This window comes from Streptomyces antibioticus, assembly GCF_002019855.1.
Taxonomy (GTDB): Bacteria; Actinomycetota; Actinomycetes; order Streptomycetales; family Streptomycetaceae; genus Streptomyces; species Streptomyces antibioticus_B.
The window spans coordinates 126486-150692 of record NZ_CM007717.1; the positions used below are offsets into that span (position 1 = coordinate 126486).

At 70.3% G+C, this 24207-nt stretch carries 20 protein-coding genes and 2 pseudogenes; 13 read left to right on the forward strand and 9 right to left on the reverse strand.

Going from position 1 to position 24207, the window contains the following annotated elements; all coding sequences use genetic code 11:
• Positions 1-80 precede the first annotated feature (80 nt).
• Entirely contained in the window at positions 81-2786 is a 2706-nt protein-coding gene (locus AFM16_RS00585; protein ID WP_030788526.1) for an excinuclease ABC subunit UvrA, read from the reverse strand.
• A gap of 299 nt (positions 2787-3085) precedes the next feature.
• On the opposite strand from AFM16_RS00585, the gene AFM16_RS00590 reads away from it, so the two are divergent.
• Together AFM16_RS00590 and AFM16_RS39660 are read left to right on the forward strand one after the other, a co-directional pair.
• Positions 3086-3508, forward strand: coding sequence for a helix-turn-helix domain-containing protein (locus tag AFM16_RS00590; protein ID WP_078631560.1), 423 nt, complete (start codon positions 3086-3088; stop codon positions 3506-3508).
• A gap of 178 nt (positions 3509-3686) precedes the next feature.
• Entirely contained in the window at positions 3687-4028 is a 342-nt protein-coding gene (locus AFM16_RS39660) for a DUF4186 family protein (RefSeq protein ID WP_245177581.1), read from the forward strand.
• Here AFM16_RS39660 and AFM16_RS00600 read toward each other — a convergent pair.
• Both AFM16_RS00600 and AFM16_RS00605 read right to left on the reverse strand, forming a co-directional pair.
• Positions 3964-4806, reverse strand: a complete 843-nt coding sequence (locus AFM16_RS00600) for a class I SAM-dependent methyltransferase (protein ID WP_370627984.1) — start codon at positions 4804-4806, stop codon at positions 3964-3966. The genes AFM16_RS39660 and AFM16_RS00600 overlap by 65 nt on opposite strands.
• Before the next feature lie 279 nt (positions 4807-5085).
• Positions 5086-5592 (reverse strand): NUDIX hydrolase, encoded by a 507-nt coding sequence (locus tag AFM16_RS00605; protein WP_078631562.1) that lies wholly within the window; start codon positions 5590-5592, stop codon positions 5086-5088.
• Positions 5593-5744: 152 nt separating this feature from the next.
• On the opposite strand from AFM16_RS00605, the gene AFM16_RS00610 reads away from it, so the two are divergent.
• Both AFM16_RS00610 and AFM16_RS00615 read left to right on the forward strand, forming a co-directional pair.
• Entirely contained in the window at positions 5745-6473 is a 729-nt protein-coding gene (locus AFM16_RS00610) for an SDR family oxidoreductase (protein ID WP_078631564.1), read from the forward strand.
• Between the two features lie 271 nt (positions 6474-6744).
• Positions 6745-7629: pseudogene (locus AFM16_RS00615) on the forward strand (IS5 family transposase).
• Positions 7630-7639: 10 nt separating this feature from the next.
• On the opposite strand, the gene AFM16_RS00620 reads toward AFM16_RS00615, so the two are convergent.
• Entirely contained in the window at positions 7640-8035 is a 396-nt protein-coding gene (locus AFM16_RS00620; RefSeq protein WP_245177582.1) for a hypothetical protein, read from the reverse strand.
• Between the two features lie 482 nt (positions 8036-8517).
• Between AFM16_RS00620 and AFM16_RS00625 the strand changes: the two genes are divergently transcribed.
• Both AFM16_RS00625 and AFM16_RS00630 read left to right on the forward strand, forming a co-directional pair.
• A complete protein-coding gene (locus AFM16_RS00625) occupies positions 8518-9318 on the forward strand; it encodes a MerR family transcriptional regulator (protein WP_078631566.1) in 801 nt (266 codons plus the stop codon).
• Positions 9315-10529 carry a glycosyltransferase gene (locus AFM16_RS00630; RefSeq protein WP_078631568.1) on the forward strand — a complete coding sequence of 405 codons (1215 nt, stop codon included), beginning with the start codon at positions 9315-9317 and terminating at the stop codon, positions 10527-10529. Before AFM16_RS00625 ends, AFM16_RS00630 begins: the two co-directional genes overlap by 4 nt.
• Before the next feature lie 30 nt (positions 10530-10559).
• On the opposite strand, the gene AFM16_RS39235 is transcribed toward AFM16_RS00630, so the two are convergent.
• Positions 10560-10805, reverse strand: coding sequence for a hypothetical protein (locus AFM16_RS39235; RefSeq protein ID WP_167797124.1), 246 nt, complete (start codon positions 10803-10805; stop codon positions 10560-10562).
• Here AFM16_RS39235 and AFM16_RS00640 point away from each other — a divergent pair.
• A complete protein-coding gene (locus AFM16_RS00640; RefSeq protein ID WP_078631570.1) occupies positions 10804-11544 on the forward strand; it encodes an alpha/beta hydrolase in 741 nt (246 codons plus the stop codon). The two genes, AFM16_RS39235 and AFM16_RS00640, sit on opposite strands and share 2 nt — an antisense overlap.
• A gap of 566 nt (positions 11545-12110) precedes the next feature.
• The gene (locus tag AFM16_RS00645; protein WP_143648283.1) at positions 12111-12689 is read left to right on the forward strand and encodes a hypothetical protein; all 579 of its coding nucleotides are present in this window, start codon (positions 12111-12113) and stop codon (positions 12687-12689) included.
• Positions 12690-12763: 74 nt separating this feature from the next.
• Here the strand turns inward: AFM16_RS00645 and AFM16_RS00650 are convergent, their stop codons facing one another.
• From AFM16_RS00650 to AFM16_RS40580, 4 genes and pseudogenes are all read right to left on the reverse strand, one after another.
• On the reverse strand, positions 12764-14827 hold the full coding sequence (locus tag AFM16_RS00650) for a prolyl oligopeptidase family serine peptidase (RefSeq protein ID WP_078631574.1): 2064 nt from the start codon (positions 14825-14827) through the stop codon (positions 12764-12766).
• A 191-nt stretch (positions 14828-15018) separates the two neighbouring features.
• A complete protein-coding gene (gene lysA / locus AFM16_RS00655; protein WP_209313208.1) occupies positions 15019-16407 on the reverse strand; it encodes a diaminopimelate decarboxylase in 1389 nt (462 codons plus the stop codon).
• 4 nt (positions 16408-16411) lie between these two features.
• A complete protein-coding gene (locus tag AFM16_RS40575; protein WP_370628125.1) occupies positions 16412-16702 on the reverse strand; it encodes a cupin domain-containing protein in 291 nt (96 codons plus the stop codon).
• A gap of 81 nt (positions 16703-16783) precedes the next feature.
• Positions 16784-16942 (reverse strand): annotated as a pseudogene (locus AFM16_RS40580) (helix-turn-helix domain-containing protein); the annotation flags it as partial.
• A 491-nt stretch (positions 16943-17433) separates the two neighbouring features.
• Here AFM16_RS40580 and AFM16_RS00670 point away from each other — a divergent pair.
• The 5 genes from AFM16_RS00670 to AFM16_RS00690 all read left to right on the forward strand — a co-directional run bounded on the left by AFM16_RS00670 (position 17434) and on the right by AFM16_RS00690 (position 24206).
• Positions 17434-18423 carry a MurR/RpiR family transcriptional regulator gene (locus AFM16_RS00670; RefSeq protein ID WP_078631578.1) on the forward strand — a complete coding sequence of 330 codons (990 nt, stop codon included), beginning with the start codon at positions 17434-17436 and terminating at the stop codon, positions 18421-18423.
• Between the two features lie 230 nt (positions 18424-18653).
• Positions 18654-20027, forward strand: a complete 1374-nt coding sequence (locus AFM16_RS00675; protein ID WP_078631580.1) for a M20/M25/M40 family metallo-hydrolase — start codon at positions 18654-18656, stop codon at positions 20025-20027.
• Between the two features lie 325 nt (positions 20028-20352).
• A complete protein-coding gene (locus AFM16_RS00680; protein WP_078631582.1) occupies positions 20353-22194 on the forward strand; it encodes an ABC transporter substrate-binding protein in 1842 nt (613 codons plus the stop codon).
• 3 nt (positions 22195-22197) lie between these two features.
• Positions 22198-23256, forward strand: coding sequence for an ABC transporter permease (locus AFM16_RS00685; RefSeq protein ID WP_078631584.1), 1059 nt, complete (start codon positions 22198-22200; stop codon positions 23254-23256).
• Positions 23253-24206, forward strand: a complete 954-nt coding sequence (locus AFM16_RS00690; RefSeq protein ID WP_078631586.1) for an ABC transporter permease — start codon at positions 23253-23255, stop codon at positions 24204-24206. Before AFM16_RS00685 ends, AFM16_RS00690 begins: the two co-directional genes overlap by 4 nt.
• Position 24207: the final 1 nt, after the last annotated feature.

A 24207-nucleotide genomic window follows, 5' to 3' on the forward strand; every position in this document is an offset into this window, starting at 1 on the left:
GCCCTGTGAAGGGGCCTCAACTACCTCTCGTGTACTGAAAGGTGGACTCAGACTCCGCATCTGCCAACGTCTGCCCTGCCTCAAGCCCGCGCGGAGCGCTGCAATGCCACGGACTCCTCCAGCGCCGCGGTGAGGTACTTCGCCGACGCCCCGACGCCTCCTTCGGCTACTTGCACCGGGGTGCCGCTGGCGACGACGGTGCCGCCGTCCTCCCCCGCTCCGGGCCCGAGGTCGATGACGTGGTCGGCTGCGGCGACGACGCGCATGTCCAGTGCGACCATCACGACGGTGTTGCCCGCGTCGACGAGGGTCTGCAGATGGGTGACGAGACGGTCGGCGTCGGCGCAGTGCAGTCCCGAGGTCGGCTCGTCGAGCACGTAGAGGGTGTCTCCGCGCTGGGCGCGCTGGAGTTCGCTGGCGAGCTTGACGCGCTGGGCCTCCCCGCCGGAGAGCTCGGTGGCGGGCTGCCCGAGCCGCAGGTAGCCGAGTCCGACGTCGATCAGCGCGGACAGGGACCGCATGATCTCTTCCTCGCCGGTGAAGAACGCGTGGGCCTCCTCCACGCTCATCGCGAGGATCTGGGCGATGTTCCGGTCGTGCCAGGTGATCTCCAGGGTGCTGGCTTTGTAGCGGGTGCCGTGGCAGTCCGGGCACTCGGTGTAGACCGAGGGGAGGAAGAGGAGTTCGACCATGACCGAGCCCTCGCCCTCGCAGGTCGGGCACCGGCCGCTGGTGACGTTGAAGGAGAACCGGCCGGGCTTGTAGCCGCGGGCGCGTGCCTCGGGTGTCTGCGCGAAGCGGCTGCGGACGTGGTCGAACAGGCCCGTGTAGGTGGCTACGTTGGAGCGGGGCGTGCGGCCGATGGGCTTCTGGTCGATGCTGACCACGCGGCGTACGCCGGCCAGGTCCCCCTCGAGTGTGCCCTCGAGTCTGTCGGGGGAATCGGCCAGGAGCAGCTCGTCGTCCTCGGGCGCCTCGTCGATGGGCACGGCCTGCCCCAAGTGCTCGGCGAGCAGCGCGGGCAGTGCCTGGCTGACCAGACTCGACTTACCCGATCCGGATACGCCGGTCACGGCGGTGAGGGCGCCCATGGGGATCGACACCGAAACGCCCCGCAGGTTGTTGCGGGTGACGCCGTTGAGCTCGATCCATCCGCGGGGCCGGCGCGGCGCGTGCGGGTCGAGGCCGCTGCCGCCGAAGAGGTACCCGCGGGTCACCGATTCCTCGACGTCGGCGAGGCCGTCGGTCGGGCCGCTGTAGAGGATCCGGCCGCCGCGCTCGCCCGCGCCCGGGCCGATGTCGACGAGCCAGTCGGCATGCCGCATCACATCGACGGAGTGCTCGACGATGAACAGGCTGTTGCCCCGGCGCTTGAGTCCGTCGAGGATCCCGAGCAGCGCGGTCACGTCCTGTGGGTGGAGGCCCGCCGAGGGCTCGTCGAGCACGTAGACGACGCCGAAGAGATCCGAGGTCAGCTGGGTGGCCAGGCGCAGGCGCTGCAGTTCGCCACCCGAGAGCGTGGGCGTGGTGCGGTCCAGGGAGAGGTAGCCGAGCCCCAGGTCGATGACGGGGCACAGGCGGTCGAGCAGTTCCGTGCCCAGGCGTGCCGTCGTGGCCAGCTTCTCGGCCGAGCGGTTCGGGGTGCGGCGTACGTCGGGCGCGGCCGCGTGGGCGGACCCGCCGGCCGCGACGCGCTGCTGGACGGCCTGACGGCGCGCGTCGGCGTGGAGAGCCCCGCCGCCGGGTGTCACCGTATCGCCGGAGGCGGCACCTGCCTGCCGAGAGGCGTCCGCGACGGCCCCGTCCAGCAGCGAGGCGAGCTCCCGCAGCGGCAGGCCCGCGAAGTCGGCGATGTCGAGCCCCTCGAAGGTCACGGACAGGGCTTCGGGCTTGAGCCGTTTCCCGTGGCAGGACGGGCACGGGGCCACGTCGAGGAACTGGGCGACGCGGCGCTTCATCGAGGCGCTCTTGGTGTTGGCGAAGGTGTGGAGCACATAGCGGCGCGCCCCGACGAACGCGCCTTGGTAGCTCGGCTCCACGCCCGCCGCGATGGCCGCGCGCGCCTCGGAGAGCGTGAGCCTGGAATGGACGGGGACGGAGGGGGTCTCGTCGGTGTAGAGGATCCAGTCCCGGTCCTTCTTCGGCAGATCCTTCCAGGGGACGTCGACGTCGTAGCCGAGCGCGACGAGGACGTCGCGCAACTGATGGCCGTGCCAGGCCGTCGGCCATGAGGCGATCGCGCGCTCGCGAAGGGTGAGGGAGGGGTCCGGCACCATCTTCTGCTCGGTCACCTCGTACACGCGGCCGATGCCGTGGCACTGCGGGCAGGCTCCCTCGACGGTGTTGGCGGAGAAGTCCTCGGCGTAGAGCATCGGCTGGTCGTCCGGGTAGTCGCCGGCGCGCGAGTAGAGCATGCGCACCAGGGACGAGAGCGTGGTGAGGCTGCCCACCGAGGAGCGCGCGCTGCGCCCTCCGCGCTGCTGCTGCAGGGCGACGGCGGGAGGCATCCCGGTGATCGAGTCGACGTCGGGGACACCGGCCTGGTCGATCAGCCGTCTGGCGTACGGGGCCACCGACTCCAGGTAGCGCCGCTGCGACTCCGCGTAGAGGGTGCCGAAGGCGAGGGAGGACTTGCCCGACCCCGAGACACCGGTGAAGACCACCGTCGCGTCGCGCGGGACCGTCAGGTCGACTCCCTTGAGATTGTGCTCGCGGGCGCCCCTCACCCGGACGTCGGCCTGGACGGGCGAGGGCTCCTGGGGAGCGGGCGCTGGTGCGTCGGTCATGTCTCCAAGCTAACAACGCCTGGACCTGCGCAGACGGAGATGACGTGCTGGTTCGGATGCTTGGCGCGCCATTCGACACGGGAGTGCCCGAGAAGTTCGTCATCGACCCGCACGGCCTCATTCTCGCCTGAGGCTCGCCGCTCCGGCCCGCAGTCCCCTGTCGGGGAGGGCTGCGGGCCGGACCCTTGCCTTGCCGGCGCATCAGTCGACGAAGGCCCCGGAAGAACCCTGCGGCGTACGCTGGGACAGGACGCCGTGAGCCTCGGGCGGGTTCGGCACGGAGCAGCCACGAGGAGGGCATGGCGATGGCACAGGACGGCTTGGCGCTACCGCGCCTGACGTCCTTCTCCACCCGTCGCGCCCCGCGCGGCGACGAGGTCGACTACTGGCGTCAGGCCAGGCAGGAAGCCTTCATGTCGGTCAGGACGGACCCGGTCGGCAGCGCATTCGGCGGCGAGATCAGGCTGGGCCAGTACGCGGATTTCCGTCTGTCCACCAAGCGGGCCCGGCCCGAGGAGGTCCGGCGCTCCGCCAGCGACATCGCGCAGGGCCGGGAGGACGAGGAGTACCTGTACCTCGTGTTCCAGTTGAGCGGGAACCTTCTCGTCGAACAGACGGGATCTACGACAGTGCCGTGTCCTTCTCCCTGTCCGCGAAGGAGTACTACGAGCAGGTCGTCCTCGAACTGCCCGCCGACAAGGCGTTCTCACTGGCCGGTATGAGCCGCAGCAACGACCTGCTCGCCAGGACGTTCGACTGTGGCGGGGCGGTGGGCGCGGTGGCGGCGTTCTTCGTGAACCTCGCGCAGGGCCAGGGCGGGGACCTCCCCGGCGCGCACCGCCTCGAGCCCCAGGCGACCGCGCTGGCAACCTCGCTCATCGGCCTGGTCGCCCCCGGTCAGTGCGGCCGACCCGCCCAGGGAAGGACGGCAGGCAGACCTCCTGGGGAGGCGATCCCGTCTTCCGAGGCCAGCACGCCACGGCGACCTGCTGCCGCACTGGGCGCAGGCCCGGTCCGAACACCTCTCAGCCGGTGGGCAATCCCTCGGGAGCCGGCGGTGGAGCGGTTCTTGAACGTGCCACTCCGCCGCGGTGTCGTCGAGCGCACCCATTCCTGGCGAAGGCGAGGGTCGGCTGGGCGAAAAGAACCGCAGCCCGCCCACCTGAGCAACGCAACGTCAAGCCTGGCCGCACGCGATCAGGGCTGCGTGAGGCAAGACCAGTTCACCGTCCGGACCGGTGAAGTCGGCGCACAGCAAATCGAATTGGTTTCTGATCTCGGCAATGCCTACCGGGTCTTGGCTCGTCACGATCTGCCCGATCGTTGCCACTCCAGCGGCCGGTCCGCTCCACCACTCCTCAGGCGTCGTCCGGTGGTCCCACGTCACCGTCTCGCAGACGACGTGATTCAGGCCCGCCTCACCGAGCAACGCAGCCAACCCCTGTTCCGTACGCACAAAGTCGTCTTCGGGAGCAAGAACCGGTAGGTGAGCCGGACGGATGACGCCCGCCGCCTGAACGGCCCTGCCCAGCAGTGCCTGCCCGGCCGCCGCGGGAACCGTCCAGATGGTGACCGCTATCCGCCCGCCAGGACGTGTCACCCTCCGCAACTCCGTGAGGGCCTGCCGAGGCCGTCCGACATGGTTGAGGACGAAGTTGCCCACCGTGACATCGAACTCGTCGTCGGCGAGCGGCAACTGCGGCAGCGCGGCAAGCCGCACGTCGGCCTCCGGAACCGACAGCGCCGCCTGGGCGACCATGCCCGGTTCGGCGTCCACCGCCGTCACCTTCGCTCCCCGCCCACACGCAAGAGCAGCGACGGTGCCCGTGCCCGTCCCCACATCGAGGACCCTCACACCCTCCCCCACCCCAGCAACGTCAAGGAGCCCAGGCGCCGTATATGCGCAAAGCTTGGCAAAGCTCGCAGCGTAGGCATCGGCCTGCCCCGCCCACGCCCGCCGCTCGGACTCATCAAACGCCGTCTCCACCACTCGCCCTCTTCCCGGAACGGCCTCTGTCACCACAACGATCCTGCATGGCGGACGCTAACCCATGACTGATCAACAGCGACTGGAGATCACCCATGGGCACTCGATGCCAGCGGTTCGCATCCGCGTGCGCGGACACTTCGTGTCCTGCAAAGTCAGTGGGCGGCGGCAATTGATTTGCCCATACGGTCGCGGCGCGTCGAAGTCTCCGTGCCCTTGATCATCACGATGTCTCGGAGAGACATCGATGGCCGGATGACCTGAGCCGGAAACCGGAACGAGCCCGTCTGCCTGAAGGCTCTCCGACGCACGTCACGGGCACGTGCCCGGGCGATCTTCGATGGCACGGGCTATGAGGTCGTGGATCATGAACTGTCCGGGTCCGCAGTTCTCCTTGAGGCGGGCGAGAGTGTCGGGGCCGAACCAGTCGTAGGCGGAGTGCTTGGACCATTCCAGTTCGGGGTGGTCCAGGTCGCCGTCGACCTCGACGAGGTAGTCGGCCTCGTGACGCAGGCCGCCGCCGTCGTTCCCCGTCCAGGTCGTGGTGCCGAGGAACCGCCGCACGTGGGTCAGGCGCCAGCCGGTCTCCTCCTCGACTTCACGTGCGAGAGCGTCCAGGAGCGTTTCCCCCTCCTCGACATGACCGCCCACGATGTCCCAGGCTCCGGGAAACAGACGACGGTCCCCGCTGCGCTTCTGGGCGAAGGCATAGCCCTCCCGATTGAGGATGACGGCGCCGACGGTCCAGACCTCATCCGTGCCGGGGCTGGGCACCTCGACATCGTGGTTGACGGTGAACGACTGTTTGCGAGTGGGCATGACCGATAGCGTAGAGCTGGCCCTTCCGCAGCTTGCCGGGTCCGTCGTGGTCGGTGACAGCGAGCAGCCGTCGGGGACCGGGCTGTCTGCGCCGTGGACCGCAGCCGCCGTGATACACCGCATCACCCGACCCACGAACCAGGAACCGCACCATGAGTTGGGACAACCACCGCGTCGTCATCACGGCCGCCGGCCGGGACTTCGGGCGAACCCTGGCCATCCGCCTCGCGGACCTCGGCGCCAAGGTCTTCCTCTCGGCACGCCACCTCGCCGCCGCCCGACGGGTCCGCGACGAGATCCGCGCCCGCGGCCATCAGCGGGTGCACGCCTTCGCCTGCGACCTGACGGACCCCGCCTCCATCCGAGACTTCGCTTCCGGCGTCGCGGAACACACAGACCGCGTCGACGTACTCGTAAACAACGGCTCTCGCTACCTCACCGGGCCGGACCTGCTGTCCGCGACCGACGCCGACGTCGTCGACACCATCGCCTCCGGCGCCACCGGCACGGTCCTGACCACGAAGAGCTTCCTTCCCCTCCTGCTCAACTCGGATAAACCCGATGTCGTGACCATGGTCTCCGCATGCGGAACACCCGGCCACCAACGGTCGGACGCGCACGACGCCTTCTACGCGGCCAAGAGCGCGCAGGCGGGGTTCACCGAAATCCTCTCCAGGCGCCTGCGCCCTCAAGGAGTCCGGGTGATTTCGCTCTACCCGCCCGACTTCGACAATCCCGACCCGCTCTCCGAGGAGTGGGCGACGACTTCACGCCAAGCCGAGGACGCCCTCACCGCGCAGTCCCTTGTCGAGTGCATCCTCTTCGCCGTTGCCCAGCCTCGCGACTGCTTCATCAAGGCGTTTCACTTCGAGCAGGTCTGAGCTGTGCAGTCGCGCGTCGCCGTACGGCGGCTGACGCCAGAGCGCCGTGGGCGGTGCGCCGCCGTGGCGTGTCGGCTGGACGGCCCCGGAAGGTCGTGTCTTGGCTCCTCCTGTTCCAGCAGGAGCGATGCGGCGGCCTGCGTCCTGCTGAATCCGGCACCGGTGAATAGAGCACAGACGGCCTCGTGGCTCACTCCGTCGGGATCGGTGACAACTAGGGGCTGTCCGATGGGTCGTGTGACGCTCCTGCTGGGAACTCGTTCCGTGGGACATGGGGCGGGGAGATCTTTTGGATGAAGAGTGGGCTCGGCTGGAGCCGCACTTGCCAACGAATCACGGGCGGGGTGGACGCTGACAATGCCACCGTCGGGTGATCAACGGGATTCTGTTCCGGCAGCGGACCGGCCTCCCCTGGCGGGACCTGCCTCCCTGCTTCGGCAGCTGGAAGACGGTCCACGACCGTCATCGCAGGTGGGCGGCGGACGGCACATGGGAGAGAATCCCTGCGGGCCGTCCAGGCCGACGCCGATGCCGAGGACCGGATCGACTGGAGCATGGTCAGCGTCGATTCCACGACCTGCCGCGCTCATCAGCACGCGGCTGACGCCGCCACCCGTGCCCCGAAGATCCCGGGTCGGCGCAGGAGCCCGGCGCGTCACCGTCCCGATGAGGCCCTGGGACGCTCGCGAGGCGGGCTCACGAGCAAGATCCACCTTGCCGGGGAAGGCGGGTGTCGCCCGCTCGGGTTTGTCATCACGCCCGGTCAGTGGGGGTCGCACCGCAGATGATTCCCGTCCTAGAGGAGATCCGCGTGCGCCGGCAGGCTGGTGAACGGCCGCGCATCCGGCCCGACCATGTCGGGGGCGATAAGGCGTACTCGTCACGCCGCAACCGGCGTCACCTGCGCAGACGTCAGATCAAGCACACGATCCCCGAGCCGAGAGACCAGCGGGCCGACCGTCGGCGCCGCGGCAGCCAAGGCGGTCGTCCCACAAGGTTCGACAAGGCAATCTACCGCCGCCGCAACGAAGTTGAGCGGACCATCAACCGGCTCAAGAACTTCCGCGCCGTCGCCACGCGCTTCGGCAAACGAGCGTACGTCTTCCACGGAACGGTCACCGTGGCTGCGATCCACCTATGGCTGCGTCCGGAGTGAAGTGCCCCGTTCAGAGATCCTCGGCACCCGGGTAGTGGTGGCGAAGTTCGCTGAGTACGCGCTCGTCGACAGCCCTGACGTCCCACGAGGAACTGTCGAACTCGGTCAGGACGAGCACCAGCTTGTCCTCGGCGAACCCACGTGCTTCGGCGTCGATCAACTGGAGGAAGGGGGTCGTCAGCGACAACAATGTCAACGTGTCCATGCCGGCGTTGGCGGACCGTCTCTCCATCTCGACACAGCGAGGATCGACGATCTCGTCGAACTCGACGCGCCAGGTCAGGTCCAGGCCGAAGCTGCCGAGGCGAACCAGTAGCTCAGCCAGCGTCACGTAGCGCTTTCCATGCCAGGCAGGAAACGTGATCCCCTTCATCCCCGCCTCTGCTTGGGCTGTATCGCGTGCCATGCGGCCCCCTTCGTTCCAGCGAACAGTAGGCCACGTCCCTGATCAGCTCATACGACCCATCGGACAGGCCCTAGTCCGCTTCCGCGGTCAGTTGCTGGCGCCAGGTGCCGTCGGTTCGCCGACCGAGCCCACCGCCGCCGACCATCACGGGCGTGCCCTCCGCAAGGCGGTCGCCCCAGGGGCGGTGAGCCGACCCACTCCGCCGCGGGGTGTGAGGGGCGGTGTTCGGTGTAGTGGGGCGTGCATCCGGCCTGCCCTGATGGTGTTGTCGGCCGGGCTCACCTCGGCGTAGGAGAGCCCGATCGGCGTTCGGCCGCCGGTGGCCGGTTCGGCGGGGTGCCTCATGAGCTGCCGCTTCTCGTAGCCGCCGTGGCAACGCGGTCACCCCCGTGAACGCAGCCCTCACCATGTCCCGGCCGAGCGCGAGTTGACCCTCCCCCTACGTCAGGCTTGAGGCTGTGAGCGAACGAAAGGGCTGGTGAATGAGCTACTCCGTGGGGCAGGTCTCCGCCTTCGCCGGGGTGACGGTGCGTACGCTGCATCACTACGACAAGGCGGGGCTGCTCTCGCCCGGTGACCGCAGCCGTGCCGGATACCGGGTCTACAGTGAGGCCGACCTGGTCCGTCTCCAGCAGATCCTCTTCTACCGCGAACTCGGCTTCCCTCTCGACGAGATCGCCGCGATCTTCAAGGATCCGCAGGTGAACCCCGTGGAGCGGCTGCGGGCACGGCAGCGGCAGTTGAACGAGGAGATCGCCCGGCTCCAGCGACTGGCCGAGGTGGCGGAACGGGCCATCGAGGTCCAGAGGACCGGGGTGCCGCTGACTCCCCAGGAACGCTTCGAGGTGTTCGGTGAGGTCGCCTTCGACCTGAGTTACGCCACCGAGGCAGAGCTGAAGTGGGCGCACTCGGAGGGACAGCGCGAGGCGATGGCGCGCGCGGACGCCCACACCAAGGAGGACTGGCGCCGGCTCATGGGCGAAGCCGCCGACTGGCGTGCGGAGTTGCTCGCCGCCTTCGACGCAGGGGAGCCGAGTTGCGGCGAGCGGGCCATGGACCTCGCCGAGGAACACCGCTTGCACATCGCACGCTGGTTCACCTCCTGCCCTCCCGACATGCATCGGCGCATCGCGGACGACTTCATCGCCGACCCGCGCGCCTTTGCTCTGGTCGTACCGCCCTCGCAGCAGCGCCCGGGCCTGGCCGCCTACACGCGTCAGGCGGTCTACGCCAACGCTGCCCGCCACGCAGATGCCATCACCCAGGGTGAGGAGAACCGATGAGGATCATGATCGCCGCGGCCGGATCGCGCGGCGACGTTGCACCATACACGGGCCTGGGCGTCGAACTGAGCCGGGCCGGCTACGACGTCGCCCTCGCCGCCACCGAGACCTTCGCTCCCCTCGCACGCGAGGCAGGGCTGGGGTTCCGGAGTCTGCCTGCGGACACGCGGGGGCATGGCGAGGTCACGGGCAGACGTGACTTGATGCGGGCCGCTTCAGCCTTCATCACCGAACTGGGTCAGGGTTTCGCCGACGCGGTCGACAAAGGCACGGACCTGCTCCTGCTGTCGACCACCACGACGCCCCTCGGCTGGCACCTGACCGAGGCCACGGGCACACCGAGCCTCGGCGTGTACCTCCAGCCCACCGTGCCGACCGGCGACTTCCCACCCGTCGTGACCGGCTCCCGCTCACTTGGCCGGGTCGGCAACCGGGCCATCGGACGCCTCGCACTGCGGATGGCCGACCGCGTCTACGAACCGGCGGTCGCACAGTTGCGCCACCACCTCGCTCTCCCCCGGTGCTCCGCTTCCGAGATGCGCCGACGACAGGAACAGGCGAACTGGCCCATCCTGCACGGCGTCAGCACGGCCCTGGTGCCCCGTCCCTCCGACTGGCGCCCCGGCCTGGACGTCGTAGGCAACTGGTGGCCCCACCACGAACCCGCCGACCGGCTGCCTTCCGACCTCGAGGACTTCCTGTCCGCCGGACCCCGGCCCGTCCTCATCGGCTTCGGGAGCATGGCGTCCGGCGACGGAGAACGACTGAGCGAGATCGCCGTGCGGGCCCTGCGCCGAGCCGGGCTGCGCGGCATCCTCCAAGCCGGCACCGCAGGACTCGCCGCCGACGGGGACGGCCTGCTCACCATCGGAGACGTACCGCACGCCCTGCTGTTTCCACGGCTGGCCGCAGTGGTCCACCACGGCGGGGCCGGCACGTCTGCCGCCGCGCTGCGCGCCGGAGTTGCCGCCGTGCCTGTGCCGGTCACCGCGGACCAGCCGTTCTGGACGAAGCGACTCGCCGCCCTCGGCGCGGCCACCGACCCGATCCCTTTCCGGTACCTGACTGTCGAAAGGCTCGCCGACTCCCTTCGCCAAGTGGTGAAGGAGCAGGCACACAGTCGAGCCGCCGCAAGAGCGGCACGCCATATGGCGACCGAGAACGGAGCACGGCGGGCACTCGAGGCCATCCGGCAACTGACCGGCGGGTGACACCCATCCGTTCCTCGCGCTCGTCCCGTCTCAGGCGAAGAAGCCGGGCACGTTGGTCACGGTTGTCTTCGGCCTCGCCTTGGCAAGCCGCGATGAAGCCTTAACCCGCTTGCGGACCGCGGCGGCCACTGTTACGTTTTCGGCGGCCGTGCGAGAGAACGAGGAGGTGGTACCCGTGAACGTATTCACATGGGTGCTCTCCTCCGGGGTCACGGTCGGGCGATAGGTCGTCGTCCGGGAGCGCCGTTCAAGCGCATTCCCGAAAGGCACGACCATGCATTTCATCTCCGAACAACGCCTCGATGACAGCGTCCTCGAGCGTAAGTTCACCCTCGGCAAGATCCCCGGCATCCTGTGGACGCCCGCATCCGCATCTGGCGGCGCACCGGTCCCACTGATCCTGCTCGGCCACCCTCCGCTCGGACTGCACAAGATGTACCCCCGACTCTTGGCACGGGCTCGGCACGCCGCGGCGGACGGCTTCGCCACGGCCACCATCGAACTCCCCGGAAGCGGTGACCGGCCCCGCTGGCCGGCCGCCGAGCAGGCCCGCGCCGACCTGCGCCGGGCCATGGAAGCCGGCGAGCCGGTCAGCGACGAGATCATCGACGCCCTCATCCTCCCGCTCGTCGAGAAGGCCGTCCCGGAATGGCAGGCCGCCCTGGACGACCTGCTGAAGCTGCCCGAGATCGGCGGCCCCGTCGGCTACTCGGGAGGCGTGATCTCCATCGGTGTCCGCCTGGCGAGGGTCGATCCACGCATCGTGGCCGCCGGCCTCTTCGCCGGGAGCTTCGTACCTCGCACCATGTACGAGGAGGCCCGGCACGTCACCATTCCCCTGCACGTCCTGCTCCAGTGGGACGACGAAGGCAACGACCGGCAGGCAGCCCTGAACCTGTTCGACGCCTTCGGCTCCAAGGAGAAGTCCCTGCACGCCAACATGGGCCGTCACACAGGCGTCCCGCAGTACGCGGGAGACAGCGCGGCCCAGTTCTTCACCCGCCACCTCAAGTGAGACCAGGACACCGGGCCGTTCAGGCCACCAGCGGTCAGTAGCCGCGCTGAGAAGGATGCGGCTTGTCGAGGGAGGGCCCTGGCACTCCCCCGACAAGCCCTGGCGTTGGTGATGCCGTCTCCGCCGGGCGGAAAAGCATGGTCAACGGGACATCGTCGAAGGCGCCTCAGCTCCGGATAGCATCACTGCGGTCATCAAGCGGCATGGGACGAGGCACACGGTGGACCTGGGTTGTTGTGAACGCACTTGGCTGGATCGGATGGGTTGCTCGGATGTCTGACACGGACCCACTCGTGCCTGTCCTCGCCGGACTGGTCGTCGGCATCCTCTGGCGGAAGCCGAGCAGGACGCAAGCCGCCGGGAGTTCTTGGAGGCTTTCCCCTTCGCCTGTGGCTTGGTCGAGGAGGAGTCAGGCCGAACCGAAGCGTGACCACCGGACCACGGTGTTCAGGCTGCCGGCTGCAGGTCGCGCTCGGTGAAGCGTCCGCGGCGGGCAGGGCATTGATTGGCGTCGGGTTAGCCACCCAGAGCCGGGACCACCAGCGTTGCTCGCTTACACAGCGTTCTTGAAGTTCGGCCTGAGCGTCGCTGCCTTGAGAGATTCTTTCGGCATGGAAAGCGGAGCGGGCGTCGGCGGCGATGACCTGGACTCTTTGGCGAGTGTTCAGCAGTGCGCGGAACAGGCCGCGTCTGACCGTCAGAAGACGGAGATGTTCCGTGAGGTCGCTGAGGCCCGTGCGCTGAACCACCGTCTCAGCCCAGAACTGCGTAGGCAGTGGGCCAAGTTGTCCTTGCAGATCAATACCTGCGTGCACGGCGACGGGCCGTGGGACCAATCGCGCATGGTTCGACTGAACGCCTGGTTGCGGGCACAGATGATCGAGCAGTTGGGCCCTGACCTGCGCGACCCCTACTGGAATCCCGGCGAGGTAGTGGCCGATGTGCTGAATGCGGTGACGCTGACGCCAAGCCAAGCCCGCGCTTTGTGCGTTGCGTGGCAAGGGTTGCCGCTCGACCAGATAGCGGTCCTGCGGCGCATCAAGAACGTCACCCATCCGCTCGAGCTGCTACTGCCTCATGTTCAACCGGGGGCGTTGCGTGACCAGGCTGAGGAATGGCTGACTATTCGTCAACTCCTGCCCTGATCTATGGATTTCATGATCCGAGGTCGAGAGACCTTCGGCCGGGGACGCGCGCGGCGTCGCCCGGCCGTCGTGGGTCACAGGGCGTCGGCGTCCAGGGGGACGTCGGAGGCGATGTGAGAGCCGAAGGTCTCGCGGTACAGGGCGACTTCGGCGAGGAGGGCGCGGCGGACGCTGTTGGCCTGGCGGAAGCCGTGGCCCTCTCCCTCGAAGAGGAGGAAGCGGTGCCACACTCCGCGTTCGGCCAGGTTGTCAACGATGCAAGTCGCCTGGTCCGGGCGGCAGATGAAATCGTCGGCGCCCTGGAGCATCACCAAGGGCACGGTGATGCGGTCGGCGTTCGCGGCGGGGGAGATCTTGTCGAAGTGGGCTTGGTCCTGCGGGAGTTCACCGATGAGGGTGTCCACGTAGCGGGACTCGAAGTCGTGGGTCTGGTCGGCCCGCCAGCGTGCCGGGTCGCTGATCGGGTAGAGGACCGTGCCCGCGCAGAAGACGTCGGTGTGGACCAGACAGGCCAGGGTGGTCCAGCCGCCGGCCGAGCCGCCGCGTACGGCGGTGCGGGCGGGGTCGGCCAGGCCCTCGGCGGCCAGGGCGCGGGCGACGGTGACGCAGTCGTCGACGTCGACCGTTCCCCACTGGCCGCGCAGCCGGTCGCGGTAGGCCCTGCCGTAGCCGGTGGAGCCGCCGTAGTCGACGTCCGCGACGGTGAAGCCGCGGCTGGTGAAGAAGGAGTACTCCAGGTCGGCGGTGACGCCGGTGGAACTCGTCGGACCGCCGTGCACCTGCACCAGCAGGGGCGGCAGTTCGCCCTCGGGTGCCGTGGTGGTGGGGTGGGTGGGCCGGTGCAGCACGAAGTGGACGGGGCGGCCCTGTGCGTCGTACACGGTGCGGCGTTCGGGCTGGGGCTGCCAAGGGGCCAGTGGATCGACGGACTTGGGCCTTGTGCGTCGGGCCGGGCCCGAGCCGGGGGCGAGGGGGATCGACAGGAGAGCGGAGCCTTGGGCCGGGTCTGCGGCGCGGACCAGGATGCGGTCGCCGTCCGACCAGAGGTCGCCCTGGAAGTGGGTCCAGCCGTCCGCGAGTTCGGTCAGTTCGCCGTCTTGCGGTGACCAACGGGAGAGCTTTTGCCTGCCGTTGCCCTGTGGCAGCACTACGCCGTGCGGGGTGGCGGCGAACCAGCTCGCGCCCACCCGCCAGACAGGGCCGGCGCAATCCTCCTGGAGGGGGAGGACGTTGGTGATCGCCCTGGGTGTCAGTCGGTCGGAGGCCAGGTCTATGCGGTGCAGGTTCCACCAGCCGTTCGGGTCGGCCATGGCGTAGAGGGTGTCGGGGTCCGCCCAGGCAGCCTGGGAGACGGAGACCTCCGTGTCGCCGTGGCTGCCGCCCAGAAGGCGGACGGGTTCGCCCGCTACGCCGTCGTGCAGGTCCGCGACCATCAACTCCGAGCTGTCCCACGGCATATGAGGGTGGTCCCAGCCGATCCAGGCGAGTCGGCGGCCGTCCGGGGAGAGCCTGTGCCCGCAGAGGAAGTGGTGCGAGCGGGCCACCACGCGCAGCGCGCCGGGGTCGTCGGCGGCCGCGCCGGACAGGGGTACGGCGACGATCTCGCGCACGGTGCGGACGGCCGGGTCGGCGTCGTGCGGGCCGGTGGCGGCTCGGGTCGTCTCCCGCACGCACCAGACCTCGGTGCCGTCCGGGCCCGTCACCGGGTCGGCCCAACAGGTCTCCCGGCCGGGCGGGTCCGCCGGGGTCAGCGGCACGGGCACCGGGAAGGAGTCGGCAGCAGACCCCAAGCGGGGCACCTCGGCACGGTACAGCCGCTGATCGCTGTGGTCAGTGAAGACCAGGACGTGGTGGTTGTCGGTGGGCGAAGGTGCGGCGCTTACCCAGTACGGCTTGCCGCCGTAGCCGAGGGAGCGGTTGCGTACGGAGATGCCGGGGGCGAGCACGGGGACCGGGTCCTCGTGGCCGGGGGCGTTGCGCAGGAGTCGTACGGTCGCGGTGGCCGGGTCGGAGGCGCACCACCAGTTCTCCTCACCGGCTCCGGAGGGCCAGGAGGTGGATCCGGAGGCGTCGGCGACCGCCTCGGCGGTGATCGGGGACGGCCAGGTGCCGTAGGGCAGACGGGGCGCGGTGGACATGCGGTGGCTCCGAGTCGTGCGGGAGGAGAGGGAGTTGGGCGGGGCGGGAAGTTGGGCGGGGCTGGGGAGTTGGGCCGGGCCGGGGAGTTGAGCGGGGCCGGAGAGTTGGGCGGGACCGGAGAGTTGGGCCGGGCGGTCAGCCTCGGTGGGTGCGGGGCACCAGCCTTGGGTGGTGGCCGGGCCCGGCCGGGTCACCCCGCCGTCAGTCGCACCGGCTCGCCATGGCCGTCGCGGCGGCGCAGGTCCTCCGGCGTTTCCCGGCGGACCATGAGGCGGGCGTGGCCGTCGCGTACGGCGACGACGGCGGGGCGGAGTTGCGCGTTGTAGTTGCTGGCCATGGCGTGGTGGTAGGCGCCGGTGGCGGGGACCGCGAGGAGGTCGCCGGCGGCGATGTCCCGCGGCAGGGCGATGTCGGGCACGACCACGTCGCCGCTCTCGCAGTGGCGGCCGACGACCACGGCGTGCACGGGCTCGCCCTCGGCCGGGCGGTTGGCGGTCCAGGCGGTGTAGCGGGCGAGGTAGAGGGAGGGGCGCAGGGCGTCGCTCATGCCGCCGTCGACGGAGACGAACCGGCGGCGCAGCCCGTCCTTGACGACGCCGACGCGGTAGAGCGTCACCCCGGCGGTGCCGATCATCGACCGGCCTGGCTCGACGGCGAGCCGTACCGGTGCGCCGGGCAGCGCCCGTTCCAGGCCGACGCGCAGGGCGGCGGTGAACGCGGCCGGGTCCAGGCGGGGTTGGCCCGGCAGGTAGGGGATGCCGGCGCCGCCGCCGAGGTCGATCTCGGCGACCGTGATGGCATGCCGTTCGGCGAGCAGGGCGACGAAGGCGCCGACCCGTTCGGCGGCGAGGGTCAGTCCCTCGGTGGCGGTGATCTGCGAGCCGATGTGGGAGTGCACGCCCGCGAGCCGCAGTGAGGGGCGCGCCGCGACGGCGAGGACGGCCCGCTCGGCGTGGCCGTCGCGCACCGGGAAGCCGAACTTGACGTCGTCGCCGCCGGTGGCCATGTAGTCGTGGGTCTCGGCGGCGACGCCGGGGGCGATGCGGACGTAGACGTCCTGGATCCGATCCGCCGCCGCGGCTGCGCGCGCGAGTCGGTCGATCTCCTCCAGGCAGTCGACGACGACCACGCCGACGCCGTGGGCGACGGCCGCCTCCAGTTCGGCGACGGACTTGTTGTTGCCATGAAAGACGATCCGGGCGGCGTCGAAGCCGGTGTCGACGGCGAGGCGGAGTTCGCCGCCGCTGCACACGTCCAGGTGCAGGCCCTCGGAGTCGACCCAGCGGACCATCTCCGCGCACAGGAACGCCTTGGAGGCGTAGTGCACCCGGTCGGCGCCGGACTCGCGCCACTGCCGGGCGCGGTGGCGGAAGTCGGCCTCGTCCACCACGTACAGCGCGGTGCCGCAGGCGTCGGCCAGGTCGTCCAGGGCGACGCCGCCCACGTGCAGCCGACCGTCGACGGTGCGGGCGGTCAGCGGCCACACCTCGGGGGCGGTCTCGGGCGAGGCGGCCTCGGCCAGTCCGTCGGGCAGCGGGGTCCCCGCGCGCGGTGCGGGCAGGGAAGGAGCGGTGGACACGGGGTTACTCCTCGGTGAGGACGACCAGCATCAGGAGGTCGTCGCTGGCGTCGGTGAAGTGGTGTTCGTCGGTGGCGGCGAAGTGGCAACTGTCGGCGGGCCGCAGCAGCCGTACGGTGCCCGCCACCGACACGCGGCAGGAGCCGGCGAGGACGAGCACGAACTCCTCGCCGGAGTGGGCGGTCGGGTGGTCGTGGTCGCCCAGGTCCGCGTGGAGCAGGCGGGCGCCGATGCGGTGCGCGCCGGGGGCGGTGAGGTCCCAGATGCCGTGGTGGCCGTCGGTCCGGGCGAGCAGCGGGGCCGGGGCGAACCGCGGCGGGAAGCCTGGTGCCGGGGTGCTGACGGCGGCCCCCGGCGGGGTGCCGCCGAGGAGCTCCGCGGGGGTGACGCCGAGGGCGTCGGCGATCTGGGAGAGGGTGCGGACGGTGGGGTTGGCGGTGCCCGACTCCACCTGTGAGACGTACGCCGGTGAGACGCCGGCCCGTGCCGCCACCGCGCTGAGGGTGAGGCCGGCGGCGCGGCGCACGCGCGCGACGGAGGCCGCGAGGACGTCGCCGGTGTCGGCGCTGCCGGACGCGGCGGGGTCGGGCGCCGTGGGGACGGAGGCGGTGGAGCCGGGCGCGGCGGAGCCGGGCGCGGCGGAGCCGGGCGCGGTGGAGCCGGGCGCGGCGGAGCCGGGCGCGGCGGAGGCGGACGCGACGGGGTCAGGCGTCGTCGGGCTGGACGCGGTGGCGTCGGACCCAGGGTCCTCGGACCCGGTGGCGCCGCTCGTTCCTCCCCCTCTGCCCGGTTCGGCGTGCCGCTGTCCGGAATCCTCCGGGGAGCGGCGCGAAATCTGTTCGGGGATGGCGGAATCGGCCGAAGAGTTTTCCGCCCCTGTGACTCTTGACGAGGTCATGCGGCGACAGTAAGACTCACGCATCACTTAGATCAAGCAATCTGACACCGCCGTTTAACTGTCAGCAGAGATGCAGTTCAGCACCCGGTTTCCCGGGTGTGGGCTGCCCTGAGTGGGAGGGGTGAGCAGTGACCGGTCCTCTGGCGCCTACGCCGACGATCGACCTGCTGCGTGCGGCGGCCGAGCTGTGCGGTCCCGTCGCGCAGCGCCTGTTCGCGGTGCTGGCGGAGGACTATCCGGCTTCCCTGGAGCGCCGTCCGGGCCAGTTGCTGCGCGCGGCCGACGCGAGTGCCGCGGATCTGGACGGGCTGCTGGCGGCGGCCGGGGTCGCCTCGATGGACGACCTGCGTCTGCTGGCGGCCCGGGAGGTCGGTCTGCGGCTGGCGGAACCGGATCTGCGGTTCACCAGCCGTGAGCCCCGCTCCGAGCCGCGCGAGCGGTCGGCGCTGCGCCGGATGATCACGGCGGAGGAGGACAACCTCCGCCGTACGCTGGCGGATCTCCAGGCCAACGGCGCGCTGGAGGTGGCGGCCGCGGCGCTGCTGCGGGCGCGGCGGCGGTGGGTGCTGGGCGATCTGAAGTCCGCCGGGTACGCCACGCTGCTGACGAGCGACCTCACCAGCAGCATGCGGGACGTGTTCCTGGTGCAGCCGGCGACGGGCGCGGCGGTCAACGCCATCAGCGACGCGCACGCGGACGACGCCCTGGTCGTCTTCAGCTTCCGCAACTACAGCGGTCTTACGGTGGACGTGGCCCGCGAGTTCCACGCACTCGGTGCCTCGGTGATCGCGCTGACCGACAGCTACACCAGTCCGGTCTGCTCCTTCGCCTCGCATGTCCTGGCGGTGGACACGCGCAGCGAGTCGCCGCATCACTCGCCGACGGCGGTGGCGGCCGCGGCCCATGTGCTGGCGGCCCTGGCGGCGGCCGGTGCCAAGGGCGCCGCGCGTCGCAGCCGGCGCCGGGCGGAGGTCTTCCGCTCCCTGGGCAGTTACGGCCTCGGCCGACCGGCGTCCGACGCGGATCCGGGCACCTTAGGGTCCGACGGCGATGCCTCCGGCCCCGCGGCGCCCGCCGCCGGCTCCCCCGGTGAGCCCGGCTCTCCCCTGCGAGCCTGACACCGCCGACCCGCCCGGCTCCCCCGACACGCCCGGCTCCCCGATACGCCCGGCTCCCCCGACACACCCGGTGCCGCGCGGCCCGGACGCCCTTGCACTGCCCGGGCTCACGCCCGTCCCCGTTCACTCGTTCCCCCACCTCCGCGAAGCCCGTCCGGCTCGCGGAGCCATCGGCGGCAGACACTTTCTCCTCAACCCCTGCCGCCGGGAAGGCACTTGGTCCTCTTCCCATGAACGATCCCTCTCACTGTCAGGACGGCGCCGCCCTCTCCAGCGCCGAGGACACCGCCCTGATCTCCGAAGTCACCGAGCTGTGCACCCGGTTGATCCGTTTCGACACCAGCAATTACGGCGGTGGCGACTCCCGCGGCGAGCGGGAGGCGGCCGAGTGGACCGCCGGCCTGCTCTCCGACTCCGGTTACGAGCCGGTCGTGCTGGAGTCGGCCCCGCGCCGGGCCAGCACCGTCGTCCGTATCCCCGGCGAGGACCGCGACGCCCCCGCCCTCCTGGTCCACGGCCATCTGGACGTGGTCCCGGCGGAGCCCGCCGACTGGAGCTTCGACCCGTTCTGCGGGGAGATCCGGGACGGGGTGGTCCTCGGCCGCGGGGCTCTGGACATGAAGGACATGGACGCGATGATGCTGGCGATCGCCCGCTCGTGGGCGCGCCGGGGCGTGCGTCCGCCGCGCGACGTCGTGATGGCGTTCGTCGCGGACGAGGAGGACACCGGTGAGCTGGGCGCGGGCTTCCTCGTCGACCGGCACCCGGACCTCTTCGAAGGCGTGACCACCGCGATCGGCGAGTCCGGCGGCTACTCGCTCCATCTGCCGGACGCCTCCCGGCTCTACCCGATCGCCGTGGGCGAGCGCGGCAGCGCCTGGATGGACCTGACCGCGCGCGGCGCGGCGGGCCACGGCTCCCGGCCCGGCCCCGACAACGCTGTCGCCACGCTGGCGACGACCCTGTCCGCGCTCGCCGCGCACCGCTGGCCGGTCAGGATCGTGCCGGCGGTGGCCGCCCTGCTGGACGGGCTCTGCGCGCACCTGGGCATCACGGTCGACCCGGCCGATCCCGAGTCGCTGGCCCAGTTGGGCGAGGCGGCGAAGCTGGTCGAGGCGACCGTCGCCAACACGCTCAACCCGACCATGCTGAAGGCGGGTTACAAGCACAACGTCATCCCGAGCGAGGCGACGGCAGGGGTGGACGGCCGTATCCTGCCCGGCGCGGAGGAGGACTTCTTCGCCACGGTGGACGCTCTGCTCGGCGAGAAGGTCTCCCGTTCCTTCCACAGCTTCGCCGCCCCGGTCTTCGCCGACCACGAGTCCCGCGAGTTCGCGGCGATGGCGGCGGCGCTGCGGCGGGCCGACCCGGAGGCGCTGGTCCTGCCGTTCATCATGTCCGGCGGCACGGACGCCAAGGCGTTCGCCCGGCTCGGCATCCAGTGCTACGGCTTCGGCCCCGGCCTGACCCCGCCCGGCTTCGACGCCTGGCGGTACGTCCACGGCGTCGACGAGCAAGTCCTCGTGAGCAGCCTGGAGTTCGGGGTGCGGGTCCTGGAGGACTTCCTGCGCAGCGACCCGCTCGCCGCCCGCACGGAGCGGTGACCGAACCCCGTACCGAGGGATCCGCCGACACCCACTACGGCACCGGATCCGCCTGAACCACCCTGCCCCTCCCCCGGACGACCTCTGACCCGTCCGCACCGCTCCACCCCTCCACCGCACCATCCCGCTCCACCCCGCCCATCCCTCCGTCCGCCCACCCGTACGCACTAATAGATGCGTCATACACCGATTCACCGCGCCCGCCCGTCCGATGCACACGCAGCCCCGCACCCGGATCCACGGCGCAGCAGAAGTCGTACCTCCCCACCCGTCCCCACCCGTCCCCCCGCGGCTCTCGCCGCCGGCACCTCTGGAGAAGTCCACGATGACCACGTTCACCCCTCTGCGCAGATCCGGCCGTAAGGCCGTCGCGCTGGCCACCTCCCTGCTGATCGGCACCGCCGCGGCCGTCGCCGTCGCGCCGGCCGCCTCCGCGGACGACGGCGGCAAGACCCTGCGGATGCCGATCACGAGCATCGGCATCGACTCGCTCAACCCGTTCCTCGCCTACTTCGCGGGCAGCCTGGACGTGTTCGCGGGCATCTACCCCGCCCTGAACACGGTGGAGCAGGACGGCACCGCCAAGCCGTACCTGGCGGACTCCTGGACGACCTCCGACGACAAGCTCACCTGGACCTTCAAGATCCACAAGGGTCTGAAGTGGAGCGACGGCAAGCCGATCACGGCCGAGGACGCCGCCTGGACGTTCAACCTGATCATGACGAACTCCACCGCGGCCACCGCCAACGGCTCGCTGGTCGCCAACTTCGCCTCGGTCACCGCGCCGGACGACACCACGCTGGTCGTCAGGACGAAGAAGCCGCAGGCCACGATGCTCGCGGTGAGCGTCCCGGCGTCGGGCATCCCGATCGTGCCGAAGCACATATGGGAAGCGCACGTGAAGGACCTCAAGAACTACAAGAACGACAGCTTCCCGGTCGTCGGGTACGGCCCGTGGACGCTGACGGACTACAAGCCCGAGCAGTACGCGAAGTACGACGCGAACAAGGAGTTCGTGCTGGGCGCGCCGAAGTACGACCACATGATCCAGCAGGCGTTCAAGAACACGGACGCCGCCGTGGCCGCGCTCCGGTCGGGTCAGCTCGACTACGTCAGCGGCCTCAACCCGGTCCAGTACAAGGCGCTGAAGGGCCAGTCCGGCATCAAGGCGTACGAGACGGTCGGCAACCGCTGGAGCGGCATCGAGCTGAACGGGGGCGCCCGCACCCGTGACGGCAAGAAGATCGGTACCGGTCACCCGGCGCTCGGCGACGTCAAGGTCCGTGAGGCGCTGGCGCGTGCCATCGACCGGGCGACGATCGTGAAGAAGGTCCGCGACAACTTCGCGAAGGTGGGCGCCAGTTACCTGCCGCCGTCGCTGCCGCAGTTCGCGTGGGAGCCCTCCGACGCGGAGAAGTTCGACTACGACCCGGCCAAGGCCAACTCCGTGCTGGACGCGGCGGGTTACAAGAAGGGTTCCGACGGGATCCGGGTCGACCCGAAGTCTAAGCGCAAGCTGGAGTTCCGGCTCGGCATCCACTCCGACGACGACGCGGACGCCAAGGTCTCGACGTATCTCGCGGGCTGGTTCAAGGAGATCGGGGTCGGGGTCGACATCCAGTCGATGAGTTCCGCGAAGCTCAACGCCGATCTGGCCAAGGGTGATTGGGACATCCTGATGGACTCCTGGTCGACCGGGCCGGACCCGACGTACCTGCTGGGCATCCAGACCTGCGCGGCGCTGCCCGACGCCAAGGGTGAGGGCGGGAGCACGGACTCGTTCTTCTGCGACAAGGAGTACGACGACCTGTTCCTGCGTCAGCAGAGCGCCTTCGACGAGACGGAGCGCGCCGATCTGCTCCGGCAGATGCAGGCGATCCTGTACAAGGCCAACGAGAACATCATGATCTACAACGCCAACGGTCTGTCCGCGTACCGCACCGACAAGGTGAACGGGATCCTGACGGGCAGCGCGGACGCCTCCGGCGCCTACCCTCCGCAGCCCTCCCTCGCCCAGTACCTGAACGCGGCGCCGACGGCGGCCTCGTCCTCCTCCGGAGGCACCTCCGGCACGGTGATCGGTGTCTCGGCGGCCGTGGTGCTCGTCCTGGCCGCCGGCGGAGTGTTCGTGATGCGCCGCCGCTCCTCCTCCGACGACCGCGAGTAGACCGTGGCAGACACCATCGATGTCACCGGCGCGGACGCGGTGAAGACCGCGCCCGCGCCGGGCCCCGGCCGCCGGCCGGGCTCGGGATTCGCCCGCTACCTGGCCTCGAAGCTGGCGGCCGCGGCGGTCAGCTTCCTGGCCACGCTCGTCATCGGCTTCGTCCTGTTCAGCCTGATGCCGGCCGACCCGGTGCAGTCCATCACCCGCGGCCGGCCGACCAGCGACGCGCAGATGGCGGAGCTGCGCCGGCAGCTCGGCCTGGACCAGTCGGTGCCGGAGCGCTTCTTCCACTTCGTGACCGACACCCTGAGCGGGCATCTGGGCGACTCCTGGGAGTTCCAGCAGCCGGTCGGCTCGCTCATCGGGGACCGGCTGTGGCCGACCCTGCTGCTGATGGGCAGCGCCACCCTCATCTCGGTGGCGCTCGGTCTCTGGCTGGGCGTCAGGTCCGGCTGGCGGCACGGCAGTTGGCTGGACCGTATCGCCACCGGCGCCTCCCTGACGCTGTGGTCGGTGCCGACCTTCTGGCTCGGCATGATCCTGCTGATCACGTTCAGCGTGGGCATCGGTCCGTTCCCCGGCTTCCTGCCGGCGGGCGGGATGAGCGACCCGGCGATCACCGGCGGCCCGGACCATGTCCTCGACGTGGCCAAGCATCTGGTCCTGCCCTGTCTGACCATGGTCCTGGTGGTCTTCGCCCAGTACGTGGCCGTCATGCGCTCCTCGATCATCGACGAGCTGGGCAGCCCCTATCTGCTCACCGCCCGGGCCAAGGGGCTGCGCGACGACGACGTACGGCGCAGGCACGCCGTGCCCAACGCGCTGCTGCCCTCGGTCACCATGATCTTCATGCACCTGGGCACCGTGCTCGGCGGTGCCATCACCGTGGAGACCGTCTACTCCTGGCCGGGCCTGGGCCAGCTCAGCTACCAGGCTCTGAAGGTGCCCGATCTGCCGCTGCTCCAGGGCACGTTCATCGTCTTCAGCGCGTCGGTGATCCTCATGAACCTCCTCGCCGACGTGATCTACCGCTTCCTCGACCCCCGGGTGCGTGCCCAGTGACCCACCACGAGCCCCTCACCGAGACCGTCCCGCCCCCTGCGACGGGCACCGACCCCGCGCCGCCGGCCGCAGCGGTCGTACCGCGGTCGCGCAACGCCGGACTCGGCGGCTTCGTACGGTCCTTCGTGCGCATCCGCTCCGGTGTGGCGGGCCTCGGCATCCTGGTCGTGTTCGGCCTGCTCGCCCTGTGCGCGCCGCTGTTCATCTCCGACGACGACCTCAACGTCATCAAGGTGGACGGCCCCTCCCTGCACTCCCCCACCGACGGCTACCCGCTCGGCACCGACCAGGAAGGGCGCTCCATCCTGCTGCTGGTCATCTGGGGAGCCCGCTCCTCGCTGTCGATCGGCCTGATGGCGACCGTCCTGACGGTGGTGCTCGGCAGCGCCGTCGGGCTGGTCGCCGGGCACTACGGCGGCTGGATCGGCAAGGCGCTGATGCACCTCACCGACTGGTTCATCGCCCTGCCCAGCCTGCCGCTGGCCATCTCGCTGTCGGCGGTGATCGGGCAGGGCACCGCGTCCATCACCATCGCCATCGCGGTCACGAGCTGGTCGTCCACGGCCCGGCTGGTGCGGGCGCAGACCCTCGCCGTGGAGGCCAAGCCGTTCATCGAGCGGGCCAGGGCGCTGGGCGCGGGCGGACCGCAGGTGATGCTGCGGCACGTCCTGCCCAACGTCACCCCGCTGATCCTGGTCTCCTCCACCCTGACGGTGGCCTCGGCGATCCTGTCCGAGGCGACCCTGACCTTCCTCGGTCTGGGCGACCCGACGGGCATCTCCTGGGGCGCGATGCTCAACTCGGCCCTGAGCGGCGGCGCCGTCACCTCCGGCGCCTGGTGGTACCTGTATCCGCCGGGCATCGCCATCCTGATCGTCGTCCTCGGCTTCACCCTGACCGGCCGCGCCGTGGAGACCCTTCTCAACCCGAGGTCGGTGAAGACACGTTGAA

Excerpts from the sequence above, each read along its gene's own strand:
- AFM16_RS00675 (WP_078631580.1), top strand. The coding sequence starts at position 18,654 with ATGAACGATCCCTCTCACTGTCAGGACGGCGCCGCCCTCTCCAGCGCC.
- AFM16_RS00625 (WP_078631566.1), top strand. The coding sequence starts at position 8,518 with ATGAGCTACTCCGTGGGGCAGGTCTCCGCCTTCGCCGGGGTGACGGTG.
- AFM16_RS00590 (WP_078631560.1), top strand. The coding sequence starts at position 3,086 with ATGGCGATGGCACAGGACGGCTTGGCGCTACCGCGCCTGACGTCCTTC.
- AFM16_RS00650 (WP_078631574.1), bottom strand. The coding sequence starts at position 14,827 with ATGTCCACCGCGCCCCGTCTGCCCTACGGCACCTGGCCGTCCCCGATC.
- AFM16_RS00585 (WP_030788526.1), bottom strand. The coding sequence starts at position 2,786 with ATGACCGACGCACCAGCGCCCGCTCCCCAGGAGCCCTCGCCCGTCCAG.
- AFM16_RS00640 (WP_078631570.1), top strand. The coding sequence starts at position 10,804 with ATGCATTTCATCTCCGAACAACGCCTCGATGACAGCGTCCTCGAGCGT.
- AFM16_RS00620 (WP_245177582.1), bottom strand. The coding sequence starts at position 8,035 with ATGGCACGCGATACAGCCCAAGCAGAGGCGGGGATGAAGGGGATCACG.
- AFM16_RS39235 (WP_167797124.1), bottom strand. The coding sequence starts at position 10,805 with ATGGTCGTGCCTTTCGGGAATGCGCTTGAACGGCGCTCCCGGACGACG.
- AFM16_RS00605 (WP_078631562.1), bottom strand. The coding sequence starts at position 5,592 with ATGCCCACTCGCAAACAGTCGTTCACCGTCAACCACGATGTCGAGGTG.
- AFM16_RS00680 (WP_078631582.1), top strand. The coding sequence starts at position 20,353 with ATGACCACGTTCACCCCTCTGCGCAGATCCGGCCGTAAGGCCGTCGCG.
- AFM16_RS00630 (WP_078631568.1), top strand. The coding sequence starts at position 9,315 with ATGAGGATCATGATCGCCGCGGCCGGATCGCGCGGCGACGTTGCACCA.
- AFM16_RS00610 (WP_078631564.1), top strand. The coding sequence starts at position 5,745 with ATGAGTTGGGACAACCACCGCGTCGTCATCACGGCCGCCGGCCGGGAC.